This is a genomic window from Segatella buccae ATCC 33574 (assembly GCF_000184945.1).
Taxonomy (GTDB): Bacteria; Bacteroidota; Bacteroidia; order Bacteroidales; family Bacteroidaceae; genus Prevotella; species Prevotella buccae.
On sequence record NZ_GL586311.1, the window covers coordinates 1,503,235 to 1,523,805 of the forward strand.

Genomic DNA, 20,571 nt, shown 5'->3' on the forward strand with positions numbered 1-20,571 from the left:
CAAGCGAAAAGCATAAAAAGAAAAATCCATGCACATATCCAATAAAGACGCCTATCGGGTGAAGGGATGGCTGAAGGCCATCCCATTCTTCCTGTCAGCCTTCCTGCTTCTGACCTCTTGCAGCGAAGACGACGGAACCACCGATGAATACGCCGACTGGCAGAGTCGCAACGAGACTTTCTTTGCAGAAAGATATGCCACCGCCAAGGCCAACAGCGACGGAACGTGGCGCACCTACCTCAACTGGACGCTCGACGGGCAGCAGCCTTACCCTTCCGGAAAGGGCTCCATCACCTATCAGTCAACCGATTACATTGCTGTGCAGGTGCTTAAGAGCGGTACGGGAACGGAGAGTCCGCTCATCACCGACTCCGTTCGCGTCCACTATCGCGGTCGGCTCATCCCTACCACAAGCTATCCTGAAGGCTACGTTTTCGAGCAAAGCTACAAAGGAACGCTCGATACCAAGACCGCGCTTCCTAGGAATTATCTTGCAAGTGGCAGAATGGATGGGTGGACTACGGCTCTTCTCCACATGCACATCGGGGACACATGGCGCATCTATGTCCCTGCCGCATTGGGTTACGGCTCTGTCACCAAGACCGGTATTCCGGCTTATTCCACTCTTGTTTTCGACATCACGCTCAACAGTTTCTACCGCAAGACGGCTTCATCGAACAAGAAAACGAAGAAGTAGACCGGTAAGACCGGTAAGAAACAGGCCATGCGCCATTTGATGACGTGGGCATTTGAAGTTTGCAAGTTCCGACATCCCATCACACAACATACCATCAGGCAGCCCGTTCCACCAAGGGACAGGCTGCCTGATTTCGTTTTTACCTATTTTCACGGGCTGTCCCGTTTTGAAGTCAGCCGGTGTGCGGTAGGGGAGAGCTTCGGGCAGTGTGGATTGTTAAACAATTTGTCCGTTTTCGGCCTCTCAGATTGCGATATTTGCAACGAACGAGCACTTAGCGCAAATGAGCGATTTTTGGTGCTGCTTCCAAAGTGGTGACAATCAATAGCTTGAATTTTATTGACAAGAATTTGGGGCCGAAAATGAACTTGAAAGGGCCCAAACGAGCTTGCAAAAAGGCCACAGTTGCGCGCCAACTGTGGCCTTTTCAGCTCTCAAGTGTGGCTCTTTCGCAAGTTTGAAGGGCCCGAATGGGAAAATCGGCAGGCTTTTCCGATAGTCTAAAGTCGGTTTTCCGTTCTGGTTGGAGAGTTTTTGCGGATGCGTTTTTGTTGATATTATTCGCCATCATCCGACATCTTGCGGAGACAGCTTTCATCGCTTTTTGTGTTGGTGTGTACCCCATGCAGCTATTCATCCCTGCATCAAATGGTTGCCGTTCCCCATTTTGCCCTCAAAAAAGTTGCCTGATATGCTGAAAATCACTACCTTTGCAATTCAAAAGACAACACCAAAAGAAATCCAACATAGAATGGGAAAGATTATATTGACGGGTGACCGCCCGACCGGTAAGCTCCATTTGGGCCATTATGTAGGTTCTCTGCGCCGCCGTGTGCAGTTGCAGAATGCCGGCGACTACGAACGCATGTTTGTTTTCATGGCCGATGTGCAGGCGCTCACCGACAATGCCGACAATCCTGAGAAGATTCGCCAAAACATGATGGAGGTAGCCCTCGACTACCTTGCTGCCGGTCTCGATCCGGAGAAATGCACTCTTTTCGTGCAAAGTCAGATTCCGGAACTGGCCGAACTCACCACCTATCTGATGAACCTTATCACCGTGAGCCGCGTACAGCGCAACCCCACTGTGAAGACGGAAATCAAGATGCGCAACTTCGAGGCCAACATCCCGCTTGGCTTCTTCTGCTACCCCGTGAGTCAGGCTGCCGACATCGCCCTTTTCAAGGCCACTACTGTGCCGGCCGGCGAAGATCAGGAACCGATGTTGGAGGTGACCCGCGAACTGGTGCGCCGCTTCAACCAGACCTACGGTGAGGTGCTTGTCGAGCCTGCCATCATGCTGCCCGAGAATGCCACAGCCCGCCGACTGCCCGGCACCGACGGCAAGGAGAAGATGAGCAAGAGCCTTGGCAACTGCATCTATTTGAGCGATTCGGCCGAAGAGGTGTGGCAGAAGGTGCGCTCGATGTACACCGATCCCACCCATCTCAACGTTTCCGATCCGGGGCATGTGGAGGGCAATGCCGTGTTCACCTATCTTGATGCCTTCTCCACCGACGACGACTTTGCCGAGTTCTGGCCCGAGTTTAAGAATCTCGACGAACTGAAAGCGGCCTACACGGCCGGCGGCATAGGTGACATGAAGTGCAAAAAGCTGCTCAACAATGTCATCAACAAGATGCTGGAGCCTATGCGCGTGCGTCGTCATGAGTTGGAACAAGACATCCCTGAGATTTACAATATCCTGAAAAAAGGTTCTGAGGCTGCTTGCGAAGTGGGTGCTGCCACCATGGATGAGGTGCGCAAAGCCATGCGAATAGACTATTTCAACGATGCCGAACTGATACGTCAGCAGGCTGAGAAGTTTAAGGCGAAATAGCAGGACACCGCATTACACCTATACAAAAAGGAGAAGTCTCTGCACGAGACTTCTCCTTTTTGCGTCTATTGGCAAGTGTTTTATACGTAGGTTTCCAAAAACTTCATCTCTCCTTCCACCTTCACCCTGCGTGTGGTGGCCGGTATGAGCAGCGTTTCACCGGCCCGGAATGCAGTTTCGTTGCCCTCATTGTCAGTGAGACGGGCCTCCCCTTTCAGTCCGATGAGGATGACAAAGCTGTCCAGCTCTTCAAAGTCAAGCGTCAGAGGTTCGTCGATGTCATAGACCACGGTAGAGAAATACGGGCACTGCACCAGCATCACACCCTCGTTTTTCACCGGTACATACTCCGTGCGGTAGTTACTCTGCACCCGATAGTCGATACATTCGGCAGCTTCACGGGTGTGCAGCTGACGCTCATGCCCCTCGGCATCCTTCCGCTTGAAGTCGTAGATGCGGTAGGTGACATCGCTTGTCTGCTGTATTTCGGCCAAGAAACATCCCGTCCCGATGCTGTGGATGCGCCCGGCAGGCAGGAAGAACACATCCCCCTCCTTCACCTCATATTCGGCTATGGCATCGGTGATGATATCCGTCTCCACCATTTCCTTATATTGTTGTGGGGTGATGGGCTTCTTGAGTCCTACCCTCAAGCGGGCTTCCTTGTCCGACTCCATGATATACCACATCTCCGTTTTTCCACGGTTCTTGCCCTGCCTGCGAGCCGTTTCGTCGTCGGGATGCACCTGTATGGACAGTTGGTCGCGGGCATCGATAAACTTGATGAGCAATGGAAATTCGTCACCAAAACGCTTGTAGTTTTCCGTTCCCACAAGCGCATCTTTCAGTTCGGCAACCAATTCGTTGAGCCTGTAGCCCCGATAAGGGCCGTCAGCTACGATGGTCTCATTGTCTTTCACACCCGATATTTCCCAGCTCTCACCCACCTTTTCCTGCTTGATGGCAAGCTGCTTGAAGGGGATGATCTTCTCGCCTCCCCAGATGGTAGACTTCAGAAGTGTCTCAAATTTAACCGGTTTCATGCTGTTGTTTTTTTATGTTGTAGTGAGTAAATGAATATTCCACTTCCACATCGGCTTGAGACAGCACGCTCATTCTTTCTACCGCTCTTTCCAGAACTCGGGCGTGAAGATGACAAGCACACTGAAAATCTCCAGACGGCCCACGAGCATCATCACTGCACACATCCATTTGCATACATCCGGCAGAGAACTCCACGACATGGTGGGCCCGATGTTGAGGCCCAATGACGGCCCAACATTGCCTATGCTGCTCAACGTGATGGTGATGGCGTTGGTGTTGTCTATCCCCATCGCTATCATGGTAAACGAAGTGATGAGACACAGGATGAGATACACCGTGAGGAAAGCCAGTAGTGTGACGCGCTTCTGGTTGGGCACGTTGCTGCCGTCTATCTTGATGGGCAGCACGGCATTGGGATGAAGAATCTGCCGGAACTCGTTCTTGATGACATGCAGCACCATCACGCCACGAATGCACTTGAAGCCTCCGCTCGTGCTGCCCGAACAGGCTCCGAAGAACATGCACACGGCCAGTACCACCCATGTGACATGGGGCCATGTGCCGGCATCATCGTTGAAAAGTCCCGTGGTGGTGATAAACGACACCACCTGGAAGATACCGCAACGGAAAGCATGCTCCACATCATAACCGTTGCGTGCCATCAGTTCGATGGTAATGATGAGCGTGAAGATGCCAACCAGAAACAGATAGAATTTAAACTCGGTGTTCTTGCACAGCAAACTCACCTTACCCTTGATGACCGTGAGATAAAGCAACGTGAAATTGACACCTGAGAGAAAGGTGAAAAACGTGCAGACATACTCCAAGGTGGGCGAGTGGAAAAACTCGGTGCTTGTGTTGTGTGTGGAGAAACCGCCCGTGGCCGTGGTGGTCATGGCATAGTTGATGCTGTCGAACACGCCCATTCCACCCAACCAATAGCTTGCGGTGCAGGCCATGGTGATGACCAGATAGATAACCCATATCCACTTGGCGTTGGTGGAGAGCCGCGGGTGCAGTTTGGTCTTGATGGGCCCGGTAGCCTCGGCGGCAAACACTTTGACGCTTCCCCCCACCATTGAGGGCAGCAGGGCGATGGTGAAGAACACGATACCCAGTCCGCCTATCCACTGTGTGAGCGACCGCCAGAAGAGCAGTCCGTGGGGCAGTGCCTCCACATCGTCGATGATGGTAGCCCCGGTGGTGGTGAATCCTGACATCGTTTCGAAGTAAGCATCTGTGAAATGGGTGATGTAGCCACTGATCAGGAAAGGCAGTGTGCCGAAGAGACTGAAGATAACCCAACACAGTGTGACCACCAGATAGGCGTCACGCCGCGACATGGAGTTGTCGGCATGGCGGCCAAAGAGTTTCAGCACCACCCCGGCAAAAATGCTGATAATCGTTGATTCGAGAAAAGCCAGCGTGTCATCTTCGTGAAAGAAGAAAGCTATCACGAAACAACAGCCCATCAACATGGCCTCCAAGAAGAGCAGTTGACCGATTATCTTGTATAGAAGTTCTTTATTTATCATGGCTTTCAGAAGAACTTTTCTATCTTCTTCATGTTCACATTGTGGCAGAATATCATCACAGAGTCGCCCGGTTCTATCTGCGTATTACCATTAACGAGCATTCCCTCACCCTCCCTCACGAGTCCGCCGATGGTCACTCCGGGAGGCAATCCGAGGTCTTTCACGGGCTTACGGGTGACTTTAGCCCCCTCACCCACGACAAACTCGGCCACATCGGCATTGGCCGAGTTGAGGAATTTCACGTTCATCACATCGGCATCGAGCATCATCTGGTAGATGTGACCGGCGGCAATGGCTTTCTTGTTGATGATGGTGCCGATGTCAAGACTCTCGGCCATGGCCACATAATCAAGGTTTTCCACCATCGCCACGGTTTTGCGCACCCCCATCCGCTTGGCCGTAAGACAGGCCAGAATGTTGGTTTCGGCATTGCCTGTGAGTGCCACAAAGGCCTGTGTGCTGCGTATGCCCTCCTCCGTGAGAAGGGGTATGTCACGTCCGTCGCCGTTGATCACGAGCACATTGTCTTCCAATATGTTGTTGAGTTCCTCACATCGGTGCTCGTCCTGTTCGATGATTTTCACGTCCATGTACTCAGGCATGGTCTTCACCGCCCTCACGGCCGTCTTTCCGCCCCCCATGATCATCACGTTTTTCACGTCCACATAGTGTTCTTTCCCTACGATCTTACGAATGTAGGGGATGTAGTTGCGGGTGGTCATGAAGTAGGCCAGGTCGTAGAGTTTGAGTTCGTCGTTACCGCCGGGGATGATCGTGTCGTCGCCCCGCTTGATGGCCACGATGTGGTAGGGGTCGTCGGGCCCGCTGATGGTCTTCAACGGTTGGTTGAGAATCTCGCAACTCTCACGCAGTTTGATGCCCAGCATCACGAGTGCCCCGTCGTGCACATCCCACCGCTGGCGCACCCACGACATCTTCAGACCGTTGTTAATGTCCACGGCTGCCAGCATCTCGGGATAGATGAGCGAACTCACCCCCAAGTCGGAGAAAAACTTCTGCGCGTCAGGAGCTATGTATTCAGGACTGTCTATCTTGGCCACAGTCTTCTTGGTGCCGATGGCTTTGGCCAGCATACAGCTGTTGAGGTTGAGAGCCTCGTCGGGAGTCACCGATATGTAGAGGTCGGCACTCTCCGCCCCGGCTTCCCTCAGGGCCTTGATGCTGCCCGGTGAAGCTTCGAGCGTAAGCAGGTCGAAGTCGGTGCTTATCTTGGCGAGACGCTCGGCGTTTTCGTCAATGAGAGTGATGTTCTCGTTGTTGCGCGAGAGCAATTTGGCCAAATGGGTTCCTATGGCGTAGGCGCCGGCAATGATGATTTTCATATTCAAAAGAACTTCTTAGTCTTTCCGCTCCGCCTTTTGGGCAGTGCTTTTTAGTGTATCGCTTTCAAGATGGCCCGCTTGATCGACTCCCTGTCCAGTCCGCACAGCTGCTTGAGCTGTTCCACAGTGCCGTGTTCGACAAACTCGTCGGGCATTCCCAGACGCGTGATTTCAGGGTGGAAGCCGTTGTCGTTCATCCATTCGAGCACCGCCGAACCGAGTCCGCCTTTGCGCGTGCCGTCTTCGATGGTGACGATGCGGTTGAAATTGGCGGCCACCTCACTCAGCAGCAGGTCGTCGAGCGGCTTGAGGAAGCGCATGTCATAATGGGCGATGGAGGGTGATAGGTGTTGGCTGGTAGGTGATAATGATGTGTCGGGGATGCTTTCCAGCTCTTCGATTATTTTTTTCACTTCGTTGCCTATGGGCCCGATGGTCAACACGGCCACATCGCGCCCCTCGTGCAGCCGGCGACCGGTGCCCACCTGCACTTCCTCCAGCTTGCAACGCCAGTCGGTGAGCACTCCGCGGCCGCGCGGATAGCGTATCACGAAAGTGCCCTTGTCGGGCAGCTGGGCCGTGTACATGAGCCGTCGCAGCTCGTGCTCATCCATAGGCGAGGCAATGGTCAGATTGGGGATAGGGCGCAAGGCAGCCATGTCGAAGGCCCCGTGATGGGTGGGGCCGTCTTCGCCCACGATGCCGGCACGGTCGAGACAGAGCACAACGGGCAGGTTGAGGATGGCCAAGTCGTGGATGATGTTGTCGTAGGCGCGTTGCGAGAAGGCACTGTAGATGTTGCAGAAAGGCTGCAATCCGTCTTTGGCCATGCCTCCCGAAAAGGTCACGGCATGGCCTTCGGCGATGCCCACATCAAACATGCGGTCGGGCATCTCCTTGGCCAGTATGTTCATCGAGCATCCCGTGGGCATGGCAGGCGTCACCCCCACGATTTTCGGATTGCTGCGAGCCAGTTCGAGCAGCGTTTCCCCAAACACATCTTGGTATTTGGGCGGCCGGTTGCTGGTGTCGTCCACGATACGCTCGCCGGTTTCCGGGTCGAACTTGCCCGGTGCATGCCAGATGGTGGCTGCAGCCTCAGCAGGCTTGTAACCCTTACCTTTCTTGGTGTGCAGGTGCAGAAGTTTGGGGCCTTTCATGTCTTTGAGCTGGCGAAGCACACGCACGATGTTCTTCACATCGTGGCCGTCGAACGGTCCGAAATAGCGTATGTTCATGCCCTCGAAGATGTTCTGCTGGTGGCTGATGGCCGACTTCAGGGCGTTGTTCAGTCGTAGGATGCCTTTACGGCGCTCCTCATTGAGATACCCCTTGGCGTATAACCACCGTGAGGCTTTGAAGCGCAGGCGGTTGTAGGTTTCGTTGGTGTCGAGGTTGAGCAGATATTTTTCCATCCCCCCCACAGCCCTGTCGATGGACATGTCGTTGTCGTTGAGGATGATGAGCAGGTCATTGGGTGTGGATGACACGTTGTTGAGCCCCTCAAAGGCGAGCCCGCCACTCATGGCCCCGTCGCCTATCACGGCCACCACATGCCTCGGCCCGCTGCTTCCGGATGCTGCCGGGCGGTCGCCTGCCCGCCCTTCGCGCTGTGCAGCAACGGCCATGCCCAAAGCCGCCGAAATGGAGTTGGAGGCATGGCCGCAGGTGAACGTGTCGTATTCGCTTTCCATGGGCGTGGGAAAGGGGCAGATGCCATGCAGCTTGCGGTTGGTGCAGAACTGCTCGCGCCGCCCGGTGAGTATCTTGTGCCCGTAGGCCTGATGGCCCACGTCCCACACGATGCGGTCGTCGGGGGTATTATATACATAATGTAGGGCTACGGTGATTTCCACCACGCCGAGCGAAGAGGCAAAATGGCCGGGATTGACCGACACCTCATCGATGATGTCTTCGCGCAATTCCTTGCACACCTCGGGCAGTTGGCCGACGGCAAGTTGCCGCAAATCGGCCGGAAATCTGATTTCCTTAAGCAGTCCCAAATTCTTTTTTTCCATTATTTTTAGTAATGAATAACTTTGCAAAGGTACATTAAATTTCTTATCTTTGCAAGCAAATCAAAACTAATATTAAACTCATGAACACAAAAGCAATCCTCCTCGGCATGTCGCTTCTGACGGCTATGCCGGCCCTTTCGCAAACCTCCGGAGGCGGTCTGTCTGCCGACATGCTGCAACGCATCGCCCGACTGCAACCGTCTGCGGCTGCCGACAAGGCTCTCTTCAACGCCATCGCTGCCAACAAGATAGACGACTTGGCCCGCAACTATGCCAACCCGGGACCCGCGGACACCTACTTCAGCGTGGAGACACCCAAGCAGAGCATCCACGACCAGCAGAGTTCGGGCCGCTGCTGGATGTTTTCGGGATTCAACGTGCTGCGGGCCAACTTCGCCCGGGAGCACGGCGACTCGCTGAAGGTGGAGTTTTCGCAAGCCTATCTTTTCTTCTACGACCAACTGGAAAAGGCCAACTTGATGTTACAGGGAGTCATCGACTGTGCAGCGAAGCCCATGGATGATACGCGCGTGCAGTTTTTCTTCAAAAACCCCATTGGCGACGGGGGCACCTTCTGCGGCGTGGCCGACCTTGTCGAGAAATACGGATTGGTGCCCATGAGTGTGATGCCCGAGACCTACTCGAGCGAAAACACTGCGCGTGTACGGGCTTTGCTGGCGTCGAAGTTGCGTGAATACGGACTCGAACTGCGCCGCATGGTGGCGGCCGGCAAGGGGACTAAGGCCGTGCAGGCCCGCAAGACGGAGATGCTGGGCACCATCTATCATATCCTCGCCCTCACATTGGGCGAGCCTGTGAAGGAATTCAAGTATGCTTTCACAGGCAAGGACGGCAAGCCCGTGGGACCGGCGAAGACCTACACGCCGCTCGACTTCTACCGCGAGACGGTGGGCGGACGGCTCAACGGCACGTTCATCATGGTGATGAATGACCCACGGAGGGCCTATCACAAAACCTATGAGGTGGATTTCGACCGGCACACCTACGATGGCCACAACTGGAAATATCTCAATCTGCCCATGGAGGAGATTGCCGTCATGGCCATCGCCAGCCTCAAGGACGGGCGCAAGATGTACAGTTCCTACGATGTGGGCAAACAGCTCGACCGCAAGCGTGGCTATATGGATCTCGACAACTACGACTACGGCAGTCTGTTTGCGACCACATTCCCCATGAACAAGGCCGATCGCATCAGCACTTTCGACAGTGGTTCCACCCACGCCATGACGCTCACGGCTGTTGATCTCGACGAACAGGGAAAGCCGCTGAAGTGGAAGGTGGAAAACAGTTGGGGGCCCACTTACGGGCAGAACGGCTACTTGGTGATGACCGATAACTGGTTCAACGAATACATGTTCCGGTTGGTGGTAGACAATAAGTATGTGCCTGCCCGGCTGCTCAAGGAATATGAGCAGAAGCCGGTGATGGTGATGCCCGAAGACCCACTCTTCGGGACAGACGACTGACGGTCGGCCGGAAAGTCAACCTAACCATAAATATTTGTCAACAATATTAACTGCGCATTTGCATTTGGTTCTAAAAATGCGTATCTTTGCATTGGCAAGGGAAGCACTTCGGTGTTTCCCTTTTTTTAAAACTTCCCCACTCTGACAGCCCCAAACTCCCCTGAGAAGACCCCCAACCCCCTAAAGGGGGCTTTTCCACCCTACTGAGGAGTTGTCATTCGGCCCAAATGACATTGCGAAAGGGGCCGAGTGAGCTTCTAAGTGTGGCCATTTCGCAATGTCGTTTGGGCCAAGTGAGAAAATTGATGAGGCGGATTGGGCAAAAGAGAGGAATGAGATGGGCCGGGAAAACGGGCACGGAAAAACGGCATGTAAGCCTTTTTCGAAATCTTTAATAGTTCGTACTATAGCACGAGAAAAGGTAAAAAAGAAGAGGTAAAAGGCCGTATGGATTCTGCATCTCTACCCCTTTACCTCTTTACTTCCTTGCTTTATAATCTTTATTTCTTAGCTTGCTCTTTATAATACTTCAAGCCCGTCTGCACGTTTTCGATGAGGGCTTTCGACGAGTAGGTGGCTCCGCTCACGCCGTCGACCTTCATCTTGTCGGCCTTGCTCACGCTCTTGCCGCTGAACTCGGCAAGAACGGCCTTGGCGCGGTTGAAGAATTTCGGAGTCTCTTTGTTGTCAAGAGCCTCCACTTTCACCACCTTGTTGTCCTTGATGAATATCTTCACGGGAGTTTGTCCCTTAAATCCGCGAATGTTCTTGCCTATAAGCGTGGTGTTGACCACGGTGGTGTCGCCACTTTGAGAGATGCTGCTGTCGCTTGCACTCATGAAAACCACGGCTGCGGCCACCATGCTTGCAGCGGCCAAATACTTGATACCTTTCATTTGGTTATATCTGTTAAAATTGAAAATCACTTGTCAAATCAAGATGCAAATGTAGACAAAATAGGGGAAACATCCTGCGACGCTTCCCCTATTTTAATTCTTTTTTGTATTTTTTACAGCCTTTACAAGGCCTTCCATAAACGCTTATACGAGTGTGGCGACCACCTCTTCGCGCGTGCCGGGCAACAGGTCGATGACCGGAATTTCCGGCATGGTGTAGCACCCCGGTTGCAAGCGCATCGAGGCGCGGGCCACATTGACCAGCACTTGGGCCGTGAGGGCGGGATTGTTGATGCTCATATTGAACTCGAAACGTTGGTTCTGCGTCTTTCCGCTCACACCCTTGCGCACGAGATGCACCCCATGGCCCATGTCGCGCACGTCATCGACCGATGCCACGGCAAACACATGAGTCTCGTCGTGGGCAAAGTAGGGGTCGGCCTTGATGGCAGCTGTCACGTCTTCGAGTTTGGCACCGTCTTCCAACTCCACATAGACCATGCGGCGATGGATGCCCTCACCCAACGGGATAGTGACCGAGAGGGCGTTTTTCACCCCCTCCTTGCTGCGCACGCACACGCTGTGTCCCATTGACATACCGGGACCGAAATTGGTGTAGCTGAGTCCCTTGGGTGCCAGACTCTCCATGAGCACACGCACCACGGAGTCGGACCCCGGATCCCATCCGGCCGAAATGACGCTCACGGTGTGGGTCTTCCGGTTGTTTTCCATCTGCTTGGCCCGATAGTCGAGGATGCCGGTATGGATGTCATAGCTGTCAACGGTGTTGATGCCGAGGGCCGTTATCTTCTCTGCATATTCGGGACAACTGCGCGTGGGGGCGGCAAGAATGGCCACATCCACATCTTTCAGCCGGGCAATGTCGTCTACCACTTCATACGCGGCGAGCCGGGCGGGCTTGTCCTGTGCGCCCCGGCGGCGCACGATGCCTGCAATTTCAAAATCGGGGGCGGCTTCAAGAGCCTCGACCGTGTACTGTCCGATGTTGCCGTAACCGACTACGGCTGCTCTAATTTTCTTCATAAGCTTATCTTGTATAGTTCCAATCGTAACAATCTGTTGGCCGCAAATGTACGGTTTTTCCACGAAAAACATGGCTATTTAATACTTTTTATCACACTTCGGTAGCAAAAAGAAGGAGGGAGAGATTTAGATGTTGAGGGAGGACTCCCTTTCACTCCTTAACTCCTCGCCGATACAATATCCCACCCAAAGTCGCGTTATAATAAGGTATAAATACAAACGACAGAAAACGAATGATTGAATATATCAAAGGCGAACTGACCGAGTTGACGCCTGCCTTGGCTGTGATTGAGGCGGCAGGAGTGGGCTATGCGCTCAACATCTCGCTCAACACCTATACCGCCATACAAGGGAAGAAAGAGACAAAACTCTATGTGCATGAGGCCCTCACCACCGGCGGGCGCGACGATGCGTTCACACTCTATGGTTTTTTCTCCAAGCAGGAACGCTCACTCTACCGTCTGCTCATCACCGTGTCGGGCGTGGGTGCCAACACGGCACGCATGATACTCTCGGCCATGAGTGCCAAGGAACTATGTGGAGTCATCTCCACGGGCAACGACAAGATGCTCAAAAGTGTGAAAGGCATAGGACTGAAAACGGCCCAGCGCATCATCGTTGACCTGAAAGATAAAATTATTTCGCTCGGTATAGCTGACGAACTGCCGGCAAGCGGAGGACTGCCTTCCATGCCGGTGGACAATGCCACACGCGACGAGGCGGTGAGTGCGCTCACCATGCTGGGCTTTTCTCCTGCCCCATCACAGAAAGTGGTGGTGGCCATCTTGCAGGAACAGCCCGACATGGCTGTGGAAATGGTAGTGAAAGAGGCTTTGAAGAGAATCAAATAGCGACAAAGAGCTGCTTTCGGAATAGGCAAGATGAATATAAAAGACTCGCTGCATACGTTCTTGATGGGATTGCTGCTGGCTTCGGCCGCCGGCTATACGCTTGCCGTGCCTTATCTTCAGGACAATAGAGGCAGGCGCGGGCTGTCGCTCGGCAATGCGCAGCGCAGGCTGTCGCCGCCCGCATCTGCCCGGCAGACACCCGACGACCGGAAACCATCGCCAGCCGTGCAGCCCATCCTTGTAGACGAAGACACCATCCCCGACTCGCTGCTCAACACGCGCTGGAAAATACAGCGCACCACTCCCGTCACCTTCGGCGACTTGCATCGGAATGCCCTTGACCTGCAACGGCCCGACAACATGAAGCAGACGGTGGAATACAACGACACCACCAACCGCTACATCATTGGTAACAAGATAGGCGACACGTGGGTGTCGGCCCCTATCATGATGACACCGGAAGAGTATCGGGCGTGGAGCGGACGCAACGAGTGGAATGCCTACTTCCGCGAACAAAACTCATCTATTTTTGAAAAAAAAGGCAAGGAGAAGTTTGATTTCACCGACATGCACTTCGATCTCGGGCCGGCTGAGAAGATATTCGGCCCCGGCGGTGTGCGTGTACGCACGCAGGGAACAGCCGAACTGAAGTTTGGAGCCACACTGAAGAACATTGACAACCCGTCGCTTCCCGTGCGCAGCCGTAAGACGACAACCGTTGATTTCGATGAGAAATTCAATCTCAACGTGAACGGAAAGGTGGGCGACAAGGTGAACATGAACCTCAATTACAACACCGATGCCACTTTTGATTTCGACGCACAAAATCTCAAACTGAAATATGAAGGAAAGGAAGACGAAATCATCAAGCTCGTGGAAGCGGGCAATGTGTCGTTTCCTTCCAACTCGTCACTCGTCAATGGGGCTTCCTCGCTCTTTGGCCTCCGCACCGACATGCAGTTCGGTCGTCTCAAACTACAGATGGTGGCTTCGCAGAAAAAGAGCTCGTCGAAGAGTGTCTCGTCGAAGGGAGGAGTGCAGCTCACGCCTTTTGAGATTGATGCGGCCGACTATGAGGAAAACCGTCACTTCTTCCTTTCGCAGCACTTCCGCTCCATCTACGACGGGGCGATGAAGACACTGCCCAACATCACCACCGGCATCACCATCAACCGGGTGGAGATTTGGGTGACCAACAAGACCGGAATCACGAGCAACACGCGCAGCATCGTCGCCTTGACCGACCTCGGAGAAAACCGTGACGTGAGCAATCCGATGTGGGGCGGCGGGGCAACCCCCGTGCCGTCGAATGCCGCCAACTCGGAATATGCTACTGTGAGCGGCTTGGGGGCAGGGGTGCGAGACATCGATCAGGTTTCAACCACGCTCGAAGGGATAGGACTTGTGGGCGGGACCGACTTTGAAAAACTTGAAAGCGCACGCAAACTTGAACCTTCCGAGTACACCGTCAACACGGCGTTGGGCTACGTGTCGCTCCGTTCCACCCTCCAGACCGACCAGGTGCTGGCCATAGCCTACGAATACACCTACGGCGGACGCTCCTACCAAGTGGGCGAGTTTGCCGGTGACAATACCAATGCCGACCAGACACTCATCGTGAAGTCGCTCAAGAACACGAGCAGCAATCCCCGGCAAGGCAACTGGAGGCTCATGATGAAAAACGTGTATTACCTTGCTTCGACGGTGGAGAAGACCAAATTCCGCCTCGATGTGAAATATCAGAGCGACACCACGGGCGTCTATCTCACCTACATTCCCGAGCCACAGGTGAAAAACCAGTCTATTATCAAAGACTTGGGGGCCGACCGGCTTGACAATAACAACAAGGCCCACCCCAACGGCTACTTCGATTTCGTGGAGGGATACACCGTGAGTAATGGCCGTGTATTCTTTCCCGAAGCCGAACCCTTCGGCCGCTACATGTACGACTTCCTGCGGAGTAAGGGTGTGCCGGAGGCCAATGCGCGGAAGTATGCGTTCACCGAACTCTATGATTCCACCAAGACCGTAGCCAAGCAGATGGCTGAAAAGGACAAGTATATGCTCATGGGACAGTTCAAAGGCACCTCGGCCAATGTCATCTCGCTGGGAGCCTACAACGTGCCACAAGGTTCGGTGCGCGTTACGGCGGGCGGCATGACGCTCACGGAAGGCTCCGACTACAGCGTAGACTATTCGGCCGGCGAGGTGACAATCCTCAACCAAAGCATCATTGATGCCGGGACGGCGGTCAACGTGTCGCTCGAATCGAACACCGACTATGGGCAGATGCGTAAGACGATGTTCGGTCTCAACTGGGCATACGACTTCTCCAAAAACCTACAGTTGAGCGGAACGGTACAGCACCTCTCCGAACAGGCACTCACCACCAAGGTGGCAATGGGGGCGGAACCGCTCAACAACACCCTTTGGGGCGTGAATATCAACTGGAAAAAGGAGAGTCAATGGCTCACCAATGTGCTCGACAAGATTCCTTTCCTCCATCTCACACAGCCCTCGCAAATATCATTCACGGGCGAGTTTGCACAACTGCTGGCCGGTCAGGCTGCCGGGACGCAGGACAAGGCTTCCTACATTGATGACTTTGAGGGCACCAAAAACACCATCGATGTGTCGTCACCCACTTCGTGGATCATTTCGGGTGTGCCTTCCACTTTTGCCGAATACAGCGACAAGACCGGGCTCACGAGCGGCTTCAACCGCAGTCGGCTGGCCTGGTATAATGTCGATCCGCTGTTCACCCGTCGCAGCAGTTCGCTCACCCCGGGCCACATCAAGAGCGACTTGGACCAGCTGAGCAACTACTATGTGAGGGAATGGTATGTACACGACCTCTATCCCACACGCAACCAAAGCAACTACACCGGGGCAACCAGCACCCTGCAAGTGCTCGACTTGGCTTACTACCCTGACGAGCGGGGCCCCTACAACTTCAATCCCGACCTCAACGCCGACGGCACCTTGCGCAATCCGGCCCGGCACTGGGGAGGCATGATGCGCAAACTGGACACTAACGACTTTGAAGCAGCCAACATCGAGTATATCGAGTTTTGGATGCTCGACCCTTTTATCTACTCCAACAGCAAGGCCGATGCCAACCAATATGGCGGTGACTTTTACATCAATCTGGGCGAAGTGAGCGAAGACATCTTGCGCGACGGCAAGAAGTTCTATGAGAGTGGGATGCCCGTAGACGGTTCGGAGAACTGGACCACCACGCAGTGGGGGCGCATTCCCAATTCGTCGACAGTCACCTATGCCTTCGCTACCACCAAGGGAAGCCGGGCCTTGCAGGACGTTGGATTCAACGGACTCACCGACGAGCAGGAGCGAACCTTTGCCCCCTACCAGAATTTCCTTTCTCAGATACAAGGCAAAGTAAACCAAGCCGTTTACGACAGCATCTTTGCCGACCCCGCCAACGACAACTACCACTACTACCGCGGCACCGACTGGGATCGCATACAGGCTCCCATCCTGCAACGCTACAAGTACATCAACAACCCTCAGGGCAACTCTCCGGACACAGAATCGCGCACTGAGGGCTACGATACATCGTATAAGACGACGCCTGATGTGGAAGACATCAACCAAGACTACACGCTCAACGAATACGAAAAATACTACCAGTATAAGATTAGCATACGCCCCGAAGACCTCGTGGTGGGGCACAACTACATCGTGGACAAGCGTGAAGTGAACCGCACCCTGCGCAACGGAACGCCCGGTCATGCCACTTGGTATCAGTTCCGCATACCCCTCTCTGAATACGAGAAGCGCGTGGGCGGCATCAGCGACTTCACCTCCATCCGCTTCATGCGCATGTTCCTCACGGGTTTCAAAAAGCCCATCGTGATGCGCTTTGCCAACCTCGACCTTGTGAGAGGGGAATGGCGGCAATACCAGCAGAACATTGGGGGCACCCAAGGTGCGGGAACACTGGAAATGAGTGCGGTGAATATAGAGGAAAACAGCGACAAGACACCGGTCAACTATGTGCTGCCTCCGGGTATCAGCCGCGAGCAAGATCCGACCCAACCCCAGCTCACAGAGGCTAACGAACAGGCTCTGAACATGGTGGTGAAGAATCTGGCGACGGGCGAGGCCAAGGCTGCTTACAAGAACACCACGCTCGACTTGCGCCGCTACAAGCGTCTGCAAATGTTCGTGCATGCCAACGCCATGGAGCCAAACACGACCGACTTGCAGGACAACCAGTTGAGTGTGTTCATCCGTTTGGGCAGCGACTACAAGAGCAACTACTACGAATACGAGGTGCCATTGAAGCTCACCGCCCCCAGAAAATACGACAAGTACAGTCGTGCGGAGAGGGAATTGGTGTGGCCCGAAGAGAATATGCTCAATGTCCCACTGACCGTTTTCACCTCGTTGAAGAAGGCCCGCAACCGAGCCAAAGGGCTGGGGCAAGCCTCCTACAACTATGCTTACAGCACCTACGATGCTGACAAACCGGCCAACAAGGTGACCATCATGGGCAACCCGACACTGGGCGAGGTGAAGACGATGGTCATCGGAATACGCAACAACAGCAGTGAGGCCAAGAGCGGCGAGGTGTGGGTGAACGAGCTGCGTCTGCTCGAATTCAACAACAACGGTGGCTGGGCGGCCAACGGAAACCTCAATGTGCAGCTCTCTGACTTCGGCACTGTGAATGTCTTGGGACGCTATGTCACCGAAGGATTCGGCGGATTGGAACAGAGCGTGAGCGAGCGCACGACCGACAACTCAGGCAGCTATTCTGTCACGTCCAGTTTCGAGATGGGCAAGTTCTTCCCCGACAAGGCCAAGGTGACCATCCCCCTGTACTACAGTGTGACGAAAGACAAGATTTCGCCCAAATACAATCCGCTCGACACCGACTTGGAACTGAAGGATGCGCTCGACGCCGCATCGTCGCGACAGGAACGCGACTCCATCGAGAGCATAGCCGTGACCAAACACACGATCACCAATTTCGCCGTGTCCAACGCTCGCGTGGGCATCGCCACCAAGCGTCATCCCATGCCCTACGACCCCGCCAATTTCTCCTTCTCTTACAGTCATTCACACGAGTACACTACCGGACAGACCACCGTCTACGAGAAAGAAGACAACTGGCGGGGGGCACTTGACTACAACTGGACACCCGTCTACAAACCTTGGGAGCCTTTCAAGGGCATCAAGAACAAGTCGAAGTGGCTCGACATACTCAAGCGTTTCGGTCTCAACTGGCTGCCTCAAAACCTGTCGTTCAACACCGAGATGACCCGCCACTACCACGAATTGCAGGAACGTGACATGGAGGCGATAGAAAGCGCGGGACTTCCTCTGACATGGGATCAGAGTTTCTTGTGGAACCGGCAGTTTGCCTTGCGATGGGATTTCACTCGCAACCTGCATACAAGTTTTCAAAGTGCTACCAATGCCGAGATAGAAGAACCCTATACGCCGGTGAATAAAGACCTTTACCCCGACCGCTATTCGGCTTGGAAAGATTCGGTGACGCAGAGCATCAGGCACATGGGCCGACCGCTCACCTACAACCAGACTTTCACGCTTTCCTACCAGTCGCCGCTCAATCTCATCCCCATTTTCGACTGGATGAATGCCGATGCCAACTACAATGCCACCTACAACTGGAACCGGGGCACTTCGCTGGACAATGGCACCTCGTTGGGCAACACCATCATGAACAACCGCGAGTTGAGCATCAACGGCACGTTCAACATGGAGAAGCTCTACAATCACATTCCCTTCCTCAAGGCGGCCAACGACCGTTTCAACCGAGAGAAGAACCGCTCGCAACTGCAACGCGAGAAGCAGGAGCGCGAACGCAAACGAGCCGAGGAACGCAAAAGGCGGGAGGAGGAACTGCGCGAACAGGCGATGAAAGCTAAGGAAGGAGGCACGGAGGCCGACGGCAGACCGATGGGCCAAGACCGGAAAGCTGCCGAACAGAAGAAGGAACTGCCCAAAAACCAGCGCAGTTATGAGCGGGAAATCACCCTCATGCCCGACACAACATTTATCATCAGCCACGGCAAGAACACCCGCCGGTTCATCCTTTCGGCCAAGACGCAAGACGGTAAGGCCTACCAGTTGAACTACCGCAAGCTCGACCGCAACCGCATCCGTATCCGCTCCAAGGTGGATTCGGCCACGCATGTGAAACTCACTGTCACGCCGAAGGAGCCGCTCGAGAACAAGACATGGTACAAGACGGCCCAGTCGGTAGCCCGGGTACTGATGATGGTGCGCAACGTGAGTGTCGCCTATCGCAACCAATATGCCATGTCGCTGCCCGGATTCCTGCCCGAAGTGGGCAACGTGTTCGGCCAGAGAAAGGGTTCTGTGCTCTCACCGGGCCTCGACTTTGCTTTCGGACTGACGGGCGATGACTACATCGGTAAGGCGCGGGAGCACAACTGGCTGCTCCTCAACGACTCTGTTGCCACACCGGCTACGACCAACAAGACCGTAGACCTGCAACTGCGCATGACGCTCGAACCCATCAAAAATCTTAAGATAGACCTCAACGCCAGCCGCACCGAGAGCCGTGCCAAAAGCATACAATATATGTACGAGGGAGTGCCCACCACGCAGAGCGGCACTTTCACCATGACCACTATCTCGCTCAAGGGGGCTTTCGAGAGTATTGGCAATGCCGGCAACGGCTATCGCAGTAAGAACTTTGAGGAGTTTGTGGCTTCGTTGCCCTCTTTCCGAGACCGGGTGGAAGACCAATACCGAGGTTTGCGCTATCCGCAAGGCACGGCCTACGCCGGTCAGGAGTTCGATGCCGCCAATGGTGGAGTGAATACCTACTCGGGCGACGTGATGATTCCGGCATTTCTTTCTGCCTACACGAGCAGCGGTGGCAACGGCCTGAGCATCTTCCCTGCGCTGACGCGCCTGCTGCCCAACTGGTCGCTGCGCTACAGCGGACTCGGAAAACTCCCGTGGTTCCGCGATGTGTTCAAGAGCTTCAACATCAACCATGCCTACAGGAGCATCTATGCCGTGGGCTCCTACAACAGTTACAGCACTTTCCAAGAAGTGATGAACGGACTCGGTTTCGTGAACAATACGGAGGGAACGCCCATTCCGAGCAGCATGTACAACATCTCTCAGGTGAGTGTCAACGAGGCTTTCTCTCCCTTGCTCGGTGTGGACATGACGTTTGAGAACAATCTCACGGCCAAATTGGAGTATCGGCAGACACGCGTGCTCAGTCTGAGCATGACGAGCATACAGGTCAATGAGGCCTTCAGCAACGACTGGGTAGTGGGCATGGGCTATCGCATCAACGACTTCAGTCTGGCCAATCTGCTGGGCTGGGGCCCCCGTCCGCGACGGGCCAAGAGCAATGCCAAGTCGCGAAATGCCGACAACCGTAACGGGGCGCAGAACAACTCACGCAACGCTTCGGGCACCTCCAACCACAACCTCAACATGCGCCTCGACCTGAGCTATCGCCGACAAGCGGCCATCACCCGCGACATTGCCTCGCTCACCAGTGCTGCCAGCAGCGGTAACACGGCCTTCAAACTGAGTTTCATGGCCGACTACACGCTCTCGCGCTTGCTCACGATGAGCTTCTACTACGACCGTCAGACCAACACGCCGCTTCTCTCCTCCAGCAGCTATCCCACCACCACACAAGACTTCGGGCTCAGTGTGAAGTTCAGTCTCACGCGGTAATGGTAAAAAGGGGAGAAGTAAATACTCCCATATCCCTAAAAACAGTCTTTGCAGGTTGTCGGATGGTGGCGAATAATATCAACAAAAACGCATC

11 protein-coding genes are annotated in these 20,571 nt (G+C 54.3%); 5 read left to right on the forward strand and 6 right to left on the reverse strand.

Going from position 1 to position 20,571, the window contains the following annotated elements:
* Positions 1–28: 28 nt before the first annotated feature.
* Together HMPREF6485_RS05605 and trpS are read left to right on the forward strand one after the other, a co-directional pair.
* Positions 29–697, forward strand: coding sequence for an FKBP-type peptidyl-prolyl cis-trans isomerase (locus HMPREF6485_RS05605; RefSeq protein ID WP_004345271.1), 669 nt, complete (start codon positions 29–31; stop codon positions 695–697).
* Between the two features lie 751 nt (positions 698–1,448).
* Positions 1,449–2,537 (forward strand): tryptophan--tRNA ligase, encoded by a 1,089-nt coding sequence (gene trpS / locus HMPREF6485_RS05610; protein ID WP_044126287.1) that lies wholly within the window; start codon positions 1,449–1,451, stop codon positions 2,535–2,537.
* 80 nt (positions 2,538–2,617) lie between these two features.
* On the opposite strand, the gene HMPREF6485_RS05615 is transcribed toward trpS, so the two are convergent.
* The 4 genes from HMPREF6485_RS05615 to dxs all read right to left on the reverse strand — a co-directional run bounded on the left by HMPREF6485_RS05615 (position 2,618) and on the right by dxs (position 8,477).
* Positions 2,618–3,580, reverse strand: coding sequence for a type I phosphomannose isomerase catalytic subunit (locus tag HMPREF6485_RS05615; RefSeq protein ID WP_004345276.1), 963 nt, complete (start codon positions 3,578–3,580; stop codon positions 2,618–2,620).
* 78 nt (positions 3,581–3,658) lie between these two features.
* The gene (locus tag HMPREF6485_RS05620; protein ID WP_004345277.1) at positions 3,659–5,116 is read right to left on the reverse strand and encodes a TrkH family potassium uptake protein; all 1,458 of its coding nucleotides are present in this window, start codon (positions 5,114–5,116) and stop codon (positions 3,659–3,661) included.
* 5 nt (positions 5,117–5,121) lie between these two features.
* Positions 5,122–6,459 carry a Trk system potassium transporter TrkA gene (gene trkA / locus HMPREF6485_RS05625; RefSeq protein WP_004345279.1) on the reverse strand — a complete coding sequence of 446 codons (1,338 nt, stop codon included), beginning with the start codon at positions 6,457–6,459 and terminating at the stop codon, positions 5,122–5,124.
* A gap of 50 nt (positions 6,460–6,509) precedes the next feature.
* The gene (gene dxs, locus HMPREF6485_RS05630; protein WP_044125874.1) at positions 6,510–8,477 is read right to left on the reverse strand and encodes a 1-deoxy-D-xylulose-5-phosphate synthase; all 1,968 of its coding nucleotides are present in this window, start codon (positions 8,475–8,477) and stop codon (positions 6,510–6,512) included.
* 80 nt (positions 8,478–8,557) lie between these two features.
* Between dxs and HMPREF6485_RS05635 the strand changes: the two genes are divergently transcribed.
* Positions 8,558–9,964 (forward strand): C1 family peptidase, encoded by a 1,407-nt coding sequence (locus tag HMPREF6485_RS05635; protein WP_004345281.1) that lies wholly within the window; start codon positions 8,558–8,560, stop codon positions 9,962–9,964.
* Positions 9,965–10,464: 500 nt separating this feature from the next.
* Here HMPREF6485_RS05635 and HMPREF6485_RS05640 read toward each other — a convergent pair whose 3' ends face one another.
* Positions 10,465–10,860: an FMN-binding protein gene (locus tag HMPREF6485_RS05640; RefSeq protein ID WP_004345283.1), complete on the reverse strand. Its 396-nt coding sequence runs from the start codon at positions 10,858–10,860 to the stop codon at positions 10,465–10,467.
* 144 nt (positions 10,861–11,004) lie between these two features.
* Entirely contained in the window at positions 11,005–11,904 is a 900-nt protein-coding gene (locus tag HMPREF6485_RS05645; protein WP_004340094.1) for a diaminopimelate dehydrogenase, read from the reverse strand.
* A 233-nt stretch (positions 11,905–12,137) separates the two neighbouring features.
* On the opposite strand from HMPREF6485_RS05645, the gene ruvA reads away from it, so the two are divergent.
* Positions 12,138–12,755, forward strand: coding sequence for a Holliday junction branch migration protein RuvA (ruvA, locus tag HMPREF6485_RS05650; RefSeq protein WP_004340095.1), 618 nt, complete (start codon positions 12,138–12,140; stop codon positions 12,753–12,755).
* 30 nt (positions 12,756–12,785) lie between these two features.
* Complete coding sequence (sov, locus tag HMPREF6485_RS05655; RefSeq protein ID WP_004345285.1) at positions 12,786–20,477, forward strand: T9SS outer membrane translocon Sov/SprA; 7,692 nt, start codon at positions 12,786–12,788, stop codon at positions 20,475–20,477.
* The last annotated feature ends 94 nt before the right edge of the window (positions 20,478–20,571 follow it).

Excerpts from the sequence above, each read along its gene's own strand:
- HMPREF6485_RS05605 (WP_004345271.1), top strand. The coding sequence starts at position 29 with ATGCACATATCCAATAAAGACGCCTATCGGGTGAAGGGATGGCTGAAG.
- trpS (WP_044126287.1), top strand. The coding sequence starts at position 1,449 with ATGGGAAAGATTATATTGACGGGTGACCGCCCGACCGGTAAGCTCCAT.
- HMPREF6485_RS05615 (WP_004345276.1), bottom strand. The coding sequence starts at position 3,580 with ATGAAACCGGTTAAATTTGAGACACTTCTGAAGTCTACCATCTGGGGA.
- HMPREF6485_RS05620 (WP_004345277.1), bottom strand. The coding sequence starts at position 5,116 with ATGATAAATAAAGAACTTCTATACAAGATAATCGGTCAACTGCTCTTC.
- trkA (WP_004345279.1), bottom strand. The coding sequence starts at position 6,459 with ATGAAAATCATCATTGCCGGCGCCTACGCCATAGGAACCCATTTGGCC.
- dxs (WP_044125874.1), bottom strand. The coding sequence starts at position 8,477 with ATGGAAAAAAAGAATTTGGGACTGCTTAAGGAAATCAGATTTCCGGCC.
- HMPREF6485_RS05635 (WP_004345281.1), top strand. The coding sequence starts at position 8,558 with ATGAACACAAAAGCAATCCTCCTCGGCATGTCGCTTCTGACGGCTATG.
- HMPREF6485_RS05640 (WP_004345283.1), bottom strand. The coding sequence starts at position 10,860 with ATGAAAGGTATCAAGTATTTGGCCGCTGCAAGCATGGTGGCCGCAGCC.
- HMPREF6485_RS05645 (WP_004340094.1), bottom strand. The coding sequence starts at position 11,904 with ATGAAGAAAATTAGAGCAGCCGTAGTCGGTTACGGCAACATCGGACAG.
- ruvA (WP_004340095.1), top strand. The coding sequence starts at position 12,138 with ATGATTGAATATATCAAAGGCGAACTGACCGAGTTGACGCCTGCCTTG.
- sov (WP_004345285.1), top strand. The coding sequence starts at position 12,786 with ATGAATATAAAAGACTCGCTGCATACGTTCTTGATGGGATTGCTGCTG.